Origin of the sequence: Streptococcus koreensis, from assembly GCF_003627135.1 — a bacterium.
Lineage (GTDB): Bacteria > Bacillota > Bacilli > Lactobacillales > Streptococcaceae > Streptococcus > Streptococcus ilei.
Genome location: NZ_CP032620.1, coordinates 1,031,869 through 1,043,272 on the forward strand (window position 1 = coordinate 1,031,869; position 11,404 = coordinate 1,043,272).

Consider the following 11,404-nt stretch of genomic DNA (forward strand, 5'->3'; position numbering starts at 1 on the left):
TATGAAAGGATCTGCCTATGTCTTTTACAGCTACTAGCCCAATCATTGATGAAACAGCAGTAACTTCTCTTTATCGCTTAGAAGGTGAACAGTTGGCTCGCAAAGAAGCGCGTGATCGTGAACTAGCCTCTATTTTAAAGGGAGAAGACAAGCGCATTTTGCTTGTGATGGGGCCATGTTCATCAGATAATGAGGAAGCAGTGATGGAATATGCTCGTCGCCTAGCAGCCCTTCAAGAAGAAGTCAAAGATCAGGTCTTCATTGTGATGCGGGTCTATACTGCCAAGCCTCGGACCAATGGAGATGGCTATAAAGGCTTGATGCATCAGCCGGATACTGCTTCAGAACCAAGTTTTGTAGCTGGTTTAAAGGCAGTTCGTCGCCTGCATCATCGAGTGATTACCGAAACCGGATTGACAACAGCAGACGAACTTTTGTATCCAGAGACCTACCCATTTGTTGAAGATTTACTTTCCTATGTTGCTATTGGGGCCCGTTCTGTAGAAGATCAAGGCCACCGTTTTGTGGCAAGTGGGATTTCAGTCCCAACTGGATTGAAAAATCCGACATCTGGAAATCTGTCTGTCATGTTTAATGCGATTTATGCTGCACAGCATGGGCATCATTTCTTCTATAATGGTCGTTCTGTGGAAACAAATGGAAATCCATTCGGACACGCTATTCTGCGTGGAGCTTTAGACGCGAATGGGAAAAACATTCCAAACTACCACTATGAAGATTTGCTAGAAGCTGCTCATCGTTACCAAGCCTTGGGATTGCAACATCCATTTATCTTGGTTGATACCAATCATGATAATTCTGGGAAAAAATTTGCTGAACAGATTCGCATTGTCAGAGAGACCCTTAGTAATCGAAGCTGGAATCCAATTATCCATGATGTGGTTCGTGGATTTATGATTGAATCTTATCTGGAGGACGGTCGTCAAGATCAACCAGAAGTATTTGGTCAATCAATCACAGACCCATGCTTGGGTTGGGAAAAGACAGAAAGCTTAGTACGAGAAATATATCAGTATGTAGCTGAATAAGAGGAGAGGGCTGGAGAAAACATTCTCAGCCCTTTCCTTCTTAAATGGAGTTGCGAATAGAGAATTATCAAAGAGGAATAGATATGATTGTTGGACATGGGATAGATATCGAATCGATCCAATCCATTGAAGAAGCCTACCAGAGACATCCCAGATTTGCTTCCAAGGTATTGACAGAGACAGAACGAGAACGATTCGATCAATTATCCGGGAAACGGAAAATGGAATACCTGGCCGGACGATGGTCTGCAAAAGAAGCCTTTTCCAAGGCTTGGGGAACAGGAATTGGACCAGTAGGATTTCAGGATCTGGAAATTCTAACCAATCAAAAAGGAGCTCCCTATTTTTCTAAAGCCCCTTTTAGTGGAAAGATATGGGTTTCGATTAGTCACTCAGGCGATTTAGTTTCGACCAGTGTCATTTTGGAGGAAAGAAATGAAAGCTAGTATACATAGACCAACGCGAGCATATGTGGATGTGGAGGCTATTGCCTATAATGTTCGACAAATACAGGACCATATTCCGAAAGAGACCTTGACCTTTGCGGTTGTCAAGGCCGATGCATACGGCCATGGGGTTCAGCCAGTGGTAGAACGCTTATTGCCAATGGTAGATGCTTTTTGTGTCTCCAACCTAGACGAAGCCATAGAAGTACGCCAAGTAGCTGGTGAAAAGCCGATTTTAATTTTGGGAGTTGCTCCAATAGATTTCATAGAGATTGCCATCAAAGAAGGAATTCGTTATACAGTGGCTAGTCTCGAGTGGTTGAAATCTTTATTAGCTAAAAAGTCTGATTTGACTGGTTTGAAGCTTCATATTAAAGTGGATTCAGGAATGGGACGAATTGGTTTCCGTTCAGCAGAAGACTTGAAAGAGGCTATGATCTTATTAAGAAACCATGGGGCAGAAGTGGAAGGGATCTTTACCCATTTTGCAACAGCTGACGAGAAAGATGACCGTCATTTCCAAGGACAATTGCAACGATTTAAGACCCTGTTGGAGCTTTTGCCCTATACTCCAGAAATCGTTCACGCCAGCAATTCAGCAACGACTTTATGGCATGCTGATACCATTTTTAATGCTGTCCGACTGGGCGATGTCATGTATGGCCTCAATCCAAGTGGAAGAGAGTTAGAACTACCTTACAATATTCGTCCTGCTTTAAGTTTGGAAACAGAATTGGTGCATGTCAAGCCACTAGAGGTGGGGCAGACAGTTGGCTATGGAGCGACCTATCAGACTACTGAGGAAGAGTGGATTGGGACGATTCCGATTGGGTATGCAGATGGCTGGACTAGAGATATGCAAGGTTTTCATGTCCTTATTGATGGTCAATTCTGTCCAGTTGTCGGTCGCGTATCCATGGACCAAATCACCATTCGCCTACCCAAGGCCTATCCGATTGGGACCAAGGTGGTATTGATTGGAACAGATGGTGATCTAGCTATCACGGCAACGGATGTAGCAGTCTATAGAGGCACGATCAACTATGAGGTGGTTTGTGTCTTGAGCGATCGCGTACCAAGAGTTTATCGTCCAACAAAGGAAGTCAGTGGGAAGTAAGCTGTTTAAGTTTTCCTAGCTTCCTTTCATAAAAAGTTCGAGATGAAAGAGGTTGATGACGGAGGTCCCAGCCTCCTTTCTTATCTAGGAGGAATGAATGAACTTACACCAACCACTCTCTGTCTTACCAGGAATTGGACCAAAATCAGCAGAGAAATACAAGAAATTGGGAATCGAAACGGTTGAAGATCTCTTGCTCTACTTTCCATTTCGATATGAAGATTTTAAATCAAAAAATGTTTTAGACTTGGAAGATGGAGAAAAAGCGGTCGTTTCTGGACTTGTCGCAACTCCAGCCAATGTTCAATATTACGGCTACAAACGCAACCGTCTTCGCTTCACCATTAAACAAGGGGAGCTGGTGTTAGCAGTTAGTTTCTTTAACCAGCCCTATCTAGCGGACAAGATTGAACTGGGGCAAACGGTGGCTGTCTTTGGTAAATGGGACAAGGCCAAGGGAGCCTTGACAGGGATGAAGCTACTCGCGCAAGTCGAAGATGACCTTCAACCGGTCTACCGCTTGGCTCAAGGGGTGAGTCAGTCTGCTCTAGTGAAGGTTATCAAAACAGCTTTTGAAGCAGGCTTGGACCAACTATTGGAAGAAAATTTGCCCCAAGTCCTAATGGACAAGTACCAGTTGCTTTCTCGCAGGCAGGCGGTCAGGGCTATGCATTTTCCCAAGGACCTTGAGGAATACAAGCAGGCCCTGAGACGAGTGAAATTTGAAGAACTGCTCTTTTTCCAATTGCAACTGCAGGTCTTGAAGGAAGAAAATCGTTCAGTCGGGCAGGGAATTGTACTGGATTGGGATGAGAAGAAGCTAAAAGCTCTTCAAGCCAATCTTCCCTTTGCTTTGACAGAAGCCCAGGAGCGGAGTCTGAAGGAAATTCTAGCAGATATGCGCTCTCCTTACCACATGAATCGTCTCTTGCAAGGGGATGTCGGAAGTGGAAAAACTGTCGTTGCTGGACTAGCCATGTATGCTGCTGTGACAGCTGGCAAGCAAGCAGCTTTGATGGTACCGACAGAAATTTTGGCCGAGCAGCATTTACAAAGTTTGACCTCTCTTTTTCCTAATCTTAGAATCCTTCTTTTGACAGGAAGTCTGAAAGCTGCGGAGAGACGAGAGCGATTGGCTTCGATTGAAGCAGGGGAAGTGGACCTTATTGTGGGAACCCATGCCTTGATTCAGGAGGGAGTTCATTTCCATGATTTAGGCTTGGTCATTATTGATGAGCAGCACCGTTTTGGTGTAGCCCAAAGACGGATCCTGCGTGAAAAGGGCCAAAATCCTGATGTCTTGATGATGACAGCAACCCCAATCCCTCGGACCTTGGCGATCACTGCTTTTGGTGATATGGATGTTTCGATTATCGACCAAATGCCAGCTGGTCGAAAAGACATCATCACCCGATGGGTCAAGCACCAACAGTTAAACTTGGTTTTGGATTGGTTGGTTAAAGAAATTCAAAAAGGTTCCCAAGCCTATGTTATTTCTCCCTTGATTGAAGAATCTGAAGCACTGGACCTCAAAAATGCTATCGCCTTAGAGGAAGAATTGATTGCCTACTTCGGAGATCGTGCCCGTATTGCCCTCCTCCATGGTAAGATGAAGGGGGAAGAAAAAGAGGCTATTATGCAGGCCTTTAAGCTAGGAGAAATAGACTTGCTAGTTTCTACAACCGTTATCGAAGTCGGGGTCAATGTTCCCAATGCCACTGTCATGATCATCATGGATGCAGACCGCTTTGGCTTGAGCCAATTGCACCAGCTGAGAGGTCGGGTAGGACGTGGAGATAAGCAGTCTTACGCAGTCTTAGTTGCTAATCCCAAAACGGAATCAGGCAAGCGTCGGATGAAAATCATGACTGAAACAATCAATGGGTTTGTCTTGGCAGAAGAAGATCTCAAGCTACGGGGCTCTGGGGAAATCTTTGGAACGCGTCAATCAGGCATACCAGAATTTCAAGTGGCCAACCTCATTGAAGATTATCCGATCTTAGAGGAAGCGCGAAAGGTAGCTGTTCAGGTGGTCACGACTCCTAAATGGCGGGAACACCCAGACTGGCACTGTCTGTCTCTACATTTGGAACAGAAAGAACACCTGGATTAAGAAGTGATAAAAAGAGAGTGGGACAGAAATCGGAAATTCGTTAGAATTCGATTTCGTCGTCCCACCTCCGCACAGTTGAGTAGGGCTGTAAAAGCTGATGAAATCAGCGTAGTAGAGCCCACTCAACCACTGCGTCTTGCTCGACAATTCAAAGACAATTGAGAGGCTAGGACTTTTGTCCCAGCCTCTTTATCTTATTTTAAGTTTGTGGACCTATAATCGTAAAAAACAGAAAAGAGGTCCTAGCTATGAGAACCATGTTAAAATTCATTTTGTCAGTCATTATCTTAGTCCATCAAAGCTATTTTTAACTTCAAAAGGCGGATGGATTAACCGTCACGCCTTCTATTCTTATTTTACCCTTCCATATAGTCTCTTAATTCTTCATCTTTTAAGCCAGCATTGATGGCAATCAAGAGTTTTAACCGAGCCTTGGCGGCATTGAGCTCTTTTACAAAGAAGATACCGTGATCGTGAAGTTGAACTCCGCCCCCGTCGTAAGCATAGACGGGTTCTGCAATCCCGTTAAAACAACGGGAAACCAAGGCAATGGGAAGACCGGCTTCCTGAAATTCAAATAGTTTCTCAGCTACTTCCTTAGGAAGATTTCCTGCTCCAAAGGCTTCAATAATCAAACCATCCATTTGATGGACATCTAGTAGATCAAGGAGTTCTGTTTTCATGCCAGCATAGGCGGAAATAATGGGGACGACTCCCTTGATTTCTTGCAAATCAAAACGCACACGGGGTTCAGCTGTTTTGAAGAAAAGAACTTCTTTTTTCATAACCAATCCTAGAGGACCATGTGTTGGGGTCTGGAAGGTGCTGACATTGGTTGTATGTGTTTTGGTCACGTACTTGGCTGCATGGACTTCATCATTCATCACGACCAAGACACCCTTGTCTTGTGATTTGGAATCTGCCGCAACTCGGATGGCCGTCAGATAGTTATAGACACCGTCACTTCCTAATTCGTTGGAGCTTCTCATGGCTCCTGTCAGGACTACAGAAATAGTTGGCAAGTCCATGGTATCTAAGAAGTAGGCTGTTTCTTCGAGAGTATCGGTACCATGGGTGATGACAATACCATCATACTGGTAAGCCTCTTTCTGAATCTTATGATAGAGTTGCAACATGTGCTGAGGAGTTACATGAGGGCTTGGTAAATTTAAAAAATCTTCTGAAGTGAGCTCAATCCCAGCTAGTGACAAATCAATATGGTTCATGGGGTTGGCTGAATTGGTCACGACAGCTCCTGTGGCATCAGCCTGCATGGAGATGGTCCCTCCTGTATGAAGGGCCAAAATTTTCTTAATCATGTGTGTCTCCTTGAAATGTGTGTTATAATTTATTGTATCATAAAACGGAAAGAAAGCAGTCATCATGGAAATAAAAGCGGTCTTTTTTGACATTGACGGAACCTTGGTCAATGATAGTCGAATGGTTTTAAAGTCAACTGAAAAAGCCATTCGCGCCTTAAAGGAACAAGGGATTTTTGTTGGTTTGGCGACAGGGCGAGGACCGTTCTTTGTCCGTCCTTTTATCGAGCGTTATGACTTTGATTTCGCAGTCACCTATAATGGTCAGTATATTTTTACCAAGGACAAGATTTTATCTGCCTCTCCGATTGATAAGAAGAATCTTCGTCTCTTAATTGAATATGCAAAGAAACATCGCATCGAAATTGCTTTAGGGACAGAAGATGGAGTCGAAGGCTCTCGCATTATGAGTTTTGGGATGAGTCCGATTTCTCAATGGTCTGCACGTTTTGTACCGAAAGGTTTTTCGAAGGCAGTTAGTCAGGGCTTCAACAAGGTAGTCAGCAAGGCTGTTCCTCAGGATCAAAAGCAACTGCTACAAATTGCTCAAGGACCGGTTTATCAGGTTCTCTTATTAGCTAGTCCCAAGGACACCCAAAAAGTTGAGCAAGCTTTTCCTGAATTAAAATTCACTCGTTCTAGTCCCTTTGCGGCAGATGTCATCAACCCTGATAACTCAAAAATGGAGGGGATTCGGATTGTAGGAGAAGCATTTGGCTTCTCGATGGACCAAGTTATGGCCTTTGGAGATTCTGATAATGACATAGAGATGCTCTCGGGTGTTGGCTTGTCGATTGCAATGGGCAATGGAACCAGCAGGGTCAAAGAAGTAGCTCAGCACACAACGACCAGCAATACCAAAGACGGGATCCAAAAAGCGCTGGAACATTTTGGCATTATCACGGATCAGTCACTGTTTGTTAGTCGCGACGATCACTTTAATAAGGTCAAAGCCTTCCATCAACTCATGGATGGTCAAACTCAGGAAGAACCAAAGGCCTGGGACAATCAAGAGGCTCTTTACCGAACCATGTTTAAGCAGGAGGAATTGGTTGAATTTATTCGGGCAGCGAGCAAGGATGAAGCAACCTTTGATCGTTCAATCGAAAGCTTGCATCAAGCCCTAGATGAGGCAGCCAATAAGGTTCGTAGCAAGCATCCAGCTGAGATCTCCATGGTGGGGCAGGTCGATGCCTTGATTGATACGCTCTATCTGACTTATGGTAGTTTTGTTCTAATGGGGGTCGATCCTGAAGAGGTCTTTGAGATTGTACACCGCGCAAACATGGGGAAGATTTTCCCAGATGGTCAGGCTCACTTTGATGAAGTCACGCATAAAATTTTAAAACCAGATGACTGGGAAGAAAGGTATGCACCTGAGCCAGCTATTCAAAAAGAGCTGGAACGGCAAATCAAAGCTTATCAAAAACATTGCTCTGAAAAAACAGTAGAATCTGAAGAAAATAAAAGAGAGTGGGACAGAAATCGGTAATTCGTTAGAATTTGATTTCGTCGTCCCACCTCCGCACAGTTGAGTAGGGCTGTAAAAGCTGATGAAATCAGCGTAGTAGAGCCCACTCAACCACTGCGTCTTGCTCGACAATCCAAAAACAATTGAGAGGCTAGGACTTTTGTCCCAGCCTCTTTGTTTTTTATAAAGTTTATAAGGTCTTTTCGGTCTCACGAACCACTAACAAATCAACTTTGGCATGGCGGAGGATGTATTCAGAAGAAGAGCCAACTAGTAAACGTTCAAAAGCATTTAGACCAGTCGCCCCAACCATGATGAGATCAACTTCCTCTGCTTCAGGGATATCAGTCGCTAAGAGGACTTTTGGATTTCCCATTTCGACCACTGAAGCAATATTTTGGACACCGGCTTCTTTTGCACGTTTGATATAACCTTCTAATAGTTCATTAGCCTCTGTTTGGAATCCTTCATACACTTCGGCATCAAAACTAGAGACACTTTGTAAGGCACGTGTATCAACGACATGAGCAAGGGTAAGTTTTGAACCGTTTCGCAAGGCTACATTCACACCTTTCTCAAAAGCGAGTTCAGCTTCGCGAGATCCATCAACTGCAACCATAATGTTTTCGTATTTTTGAGACATGTTCCGTCCTCCTTTAGTGCTTGAAAACGTGAAAATGAAATGGATGAGCCCATTTATGTTACCTATAATTATATTTTAAACTTTTTAGCATAGAAAGTAAAGGTCAAATAAGCTATCTATAGGATTTCATCTAGAATGAAAGAGGTTGCTCAGTTGTACTCAAGATTAACTAGTGGTATAATGGAAGCAGTTTGATAAAGTGAGGAAAAAATCATGAAAGAATACAATAAGTCCGTCAAGCTAGAGCACGTTGCTTACGATATTCGTGGTCCAGTATTAGAAGAAGCGATGCGCATGCGGGCAAACGGGGAGAAGATCCTTCGCTTAAATACAGGAAATCCGGCTGAATTTGGTTTCACGGCTCCCGATGAAGTCATTCATGATTTGATTATGAATGCTCGGGATAGTGAAGGGTATTCAGATTCAAAAGGAATTTTTTCTGCCCGTAAGGCAATTATGCAGTATAGCCAATTGAAAAAGATTCCGAATGTTGAGATTGATGACATCTATATTGGGAATGGTGTTAGTGAGCTAATCGTAATGTCCATGCAAGGTTTGTTGGATAATGGCGATGAAGTTCTCGTGCCAATGCCAGATTATCCTCTATGGACAGCGGCAGTCAGCCTAGCAGGTGGTAATGCTGTGCATTATATCTGTGATGAAGAAGCAGAGTGGTACCCAGATATTGATGATATCAAATCTAAGATCACCTCAAACACCAAGGCCATCGTCGTGATCAATCCCAATAACCCGACCGGGGCTCTCTATCCAGATGAGGTGTTGTTGGAAATCGTCGAGATTGCGCGTCAACATGGTTTGATTATCTTTGCAGATGAAATCTATGATCGCTTAGTTATGGATGGAGAAAAACATACTGCGATTGCCAGCCTGGCGCCAGATTTGTTCTGTGTTAGCATGAACGGTTTGTCCAAATCACACCGCATCGCGGGCTTCCGTGTGGGCTGGATGGTCTTGTCTGGACCCAAACACCATGTGAAAGGCTATATCGAAGGTTTGAACATGCTCTCTAATATGCGCCTGTGTTCAAACGTGTTGGCTCAACAAGTGGTTCAGACTTCTTTGGGAGGCTACCAGTCAGTGGACGAACTCTTGCTTCCAGGTGGTCGAATCTACGAACAACGGAACTTTATCTATAAGGCCATCAATGATATTCCAGGACTCTCAGCTGTCAAACCAAAAGCCGGTCTCTATATCTTCCCTAAGATTGATCGAGAAATGTACCGAGTAGATGATGATGAGCAATTTGTCTTGGAATTCTTGAAACAAGAAAAGGTTCTTTTGGTTCACGGACGTGGATTCAACTGGAAAGAGCCAGATCATTTCCGGATCGTTTACCTTCCTCGAGTAGAAGAATTGGCTCAAATTCAAGAGAAGATGACCCGTTTCTTAAAACAATACAAACGATAAGCAGATAGAGAGAGTGGGACAGAAATCGTTAATTCGTTAGAATTCGATTTCTTCGTCCCACCTCCGCACAGTTGAGTAGGGCTGTAAAAGCTGATGAAATCAGTGTAATAGAGCCCACTCAACTACTGCGTCTTGCTAGACAATCCAAAGACAATTGAGAGGCTGGGATTTTTGTCCCAGCCTCTTTTTTGACTGAGTGAAGCGAATATTTTGTTACATAAGGATAATTATTCTGAATTGAATAGAATTGTAGAAAAAATAAATAATTTTCAGATAATTTGATTGAAATTCCCTCGCTTATATGATATACTTTAGCTGACTATATGCGAGGTTTATTATGGCTAAATTATTAGAAAAAACGAGAAAAATTACATCTATCTTGAAGCGTTCTGAAGAACAGTTGCAAGACGAAATGCCTTACAATGCAATTGCCCGTCAACTGGCTGATATCATTCATTGTAATGCTTGTATTATTAATAGCAAGGGGACTCTCCTTGGTTATTTCATGCGTTACAAGACTAATAATGACCGGGTTGAGGCTTTTTTTGACAATAAAAAATTACCAGAAGATTATGCTAAAGCAGCTAGTTTAGTCTATGATACAGAGGCAAATTTAGATGTGGACCACGATTTAAGTATCTTTCCAGTAGAGACCAAGTCTGAATTTCCTGATGGCTTGACGACCATTGCTCCTATTCATGTATCTGGGATTCGCTTGGGATCTTTGATTATCTGGCGCAATGATAAAGAGTTTGATGACGATGATTTGATCTTGGTTGAGATTGCTAGTACAGTAGTTGGGATTCAAATGTTGAACTTCCAACGAGAGGAAGACGAGAAAAATATTCGTCGCCGTACTGCAGTCAATATGGCTGTGAACACCTTGTCCTATTCAGAATTGCGGGCAGTTTCTGCTATCCTTGGTGAATTGAAAGGAAATGAAGGACAGTTGACGGCTTCTGTCATTGCGGATCGGATTGGTATTACGCGCTCTGTGATTGTCAATGCGTTGCGGAAGCTGGAGTCAGCAGGAATTATTGAAAGTCGTTCGCTTGGGATGAAGGGAACCTACCTCAAGGTGTTGATCCCAGATATTTTTGAAGAAATTAAGAAAAGAGACTACTAATGACTAAAGCGTTAATTTCGATTGACTACACCTTTGATTTTGTAGCGGATGAAGGTAAGCTTACTGCAGGAGCTCCTGCACAAGCCATTTCTGAGAGCATTGCCCAGGTGACCCAGTGGGCCTTTGATCAAGGTGCCTATGTCTTTTTTGCTATTGATGCTCATGAAGGGAATGATCCCTTTCATCCAGAGAGCAAGCTTTTCCCACCCCATAATATCATTGGGACCAGTGGGCGGGACTTGTACGGCCCCTTAGCTGATTTTTATCAGCAACATCAAGCGGATCCACGTGTCTTTTGGATGGACAAGCGTCATTATTCTGCTTTTTCAGGAACTGATCTGGATATCCGCCTCCGGGAACGTGGCGTAGATACGGTTATTTTGACGGGAGTCTTAACGGACATTTGTGTCCTCCATACAGCAGTAGATGCCTATAATCTGGGCTATCAGATCGAAGTGGTCGCGCCTGCAGTGGCGTCGCTCACTCCTGAAAATCACCAGTTTGCTTTAAATCATTTCAAACATGTTTTGGGAGCAAAAGTGGTGAATGAACAATTAGAAGAATTGTAAGATTAGAGTTCGAGGAGAATGGCCTAATGCCTAGCCTTCCTCGGACTCTATTTTCTTGCCAAACTACCGCATAAATACTAAAAATATGGTAAAATAGAGGGTATTGAAAAATCATCATTTCAC

10 protein-coding genes are annotated in these 11,404 nt (G+C 43.4%); 8 read left to right on the top strand and 2 right to left on the bottom strand.

The genetic code is table 11. From position 1 onward, the window contains the following. The first annotated feature begins 17 nt into the window (after positions 1-17). The 4 genes from D7D50_RS05245 (at position 18) to recG (ending at position 4,725) form a co-directional block, all read left to right on the top strand. Positions 18-1,049 carry a 3-deoxy-7-phosphoheptulonate synthase gene (locus D7D50_RS05245; protein WP_120701666.1) on the top strand — a complete coding sequence of 344 codons (1,032 nt, stop codon included), beginning with the start codon at positions 18-20 and terminating at the stop codon, positions 1,047-1,049. Positions 1,050-1,132: 83 nt separating this feature from the next. Then, positions 1,133-1,495 (top strand): holo-ACP synthase, encoded by a 363-nt coding sequence (gene acpS / locus D7D50_RS05250; RefSeq protein WP_023024231.1) that lies wholly within the window; start codon positions 1,133-1,135, stop codon positions 1,493-1,495. Next, a complete protein-coding gene (gene alr / locus D7D50_RS05255) occupies positions 1,485-2,612 on the top strand; it encodes an alanine racemase (protein ID WP_120701667.1) in 1,128 nt (375 codons plus the stop codon). The genes acpS and alr overlap by 11 nt, the downstream gene beginning before the upstream one ends. Before the next feature lie 97 nt (positions 2,613-2,709). Continuing rightward, complete coding sequence (gene recG, locus D7D50_RS05260) at positions 2,710-4,725, top strand: ATP-dependent DNA helicase RecG (protein WP_120701668.1); 2,016 nt, start codon at positions 2,710-2,712, stop codon at positions 4,723-4,725. 356 nt (positions 4,726-5,081) lie between these two features. Here the strand turns inward: recG and D7D50_RS05270 are convergent, their stop codons facing one another. Beyond that, entirely contained in the window at positions 5,082-6,044 is a 963-nt protein-coding gene (locus D7D50_RS05270) for an asparaginase (RefSeq protein WP_023024226.1), read from the bottom strand. A 64-nt stretch (positions 6,045-6,108) separates the two neighbouring features. On the opposite strand from D7D50_RS05270, the gene D7D50_RS05275 reads away from it, so the two are divergent. After that, entirely contained in the window at positions 6,109-7,536 is a 1,428-nt protein-coding gene (locus D7D50_RS05275) for a Cof-type HAD-IIB family hydrolase (protein WP_120701669.1), read from the top strand. Positions 7,537-7,705: 169 nt separating this feature from the next. On the opposite strand, the gene D7D50_RS05280 is transcribed toward D7D50_RS05275, so the two are convergent. Further along, positions 7,706-8,158, bottom strand: a complete 453-nt coding sequence (locus D7D50_RS05280; protein WP_023024222.1) for a universal stress protein — start codon at positions 8,156-8,158, stop codon at positions 7,706-7,708. Between the two features lie 213 nt (positions 8,159-8,371). On the opposite strand from D7D50_RS05280, the gene D7D50_RS05285 reads away from it, so the two are divergent. From D7D50_RS05285 to D7D50_RS05295, 3 genes are all read left to right on the top strand, one after another. Continuing rightward, positions 8,372-9,586: a pyridoxal phosphate-dependent aminotransferase gene (locus D7D50_RS05285; protein WP_120701670.1), complete on the top strand. Its 1,215-nt coding sequence runs from the start codon at positions 8,372-8,374 to the stop codon at positions 9,584-9,586. A gap of 337 nt (positions 9,587-9,923) precedes the next feature. Then, positions 9,924-10,712: a GTP-sensing pleiotropic transcriptional regulator CodY gene (gene codY, locus D7D50_RS05290; RefSeq protein WP_023024217.1), complete on the top strand. Its 789-nt coding sequence runs from the start codon at positions 9,924-9,926 to the stop codon at positions 10,710-10,712. Then, entirely contained in the window at positions 10,712-11,281 is a 570-nt protein-coding gene (locus D7D50_RS05295) for a cysteine hydrolase family protein (protein ID WP_120701671.1), read from the top strand. Before codY ends, D7D50_RS05295 begins: the two co-directional genes overlap by 1 nt. Positions 11,282-11,404 lie beyond the last annotated feature (123 nt).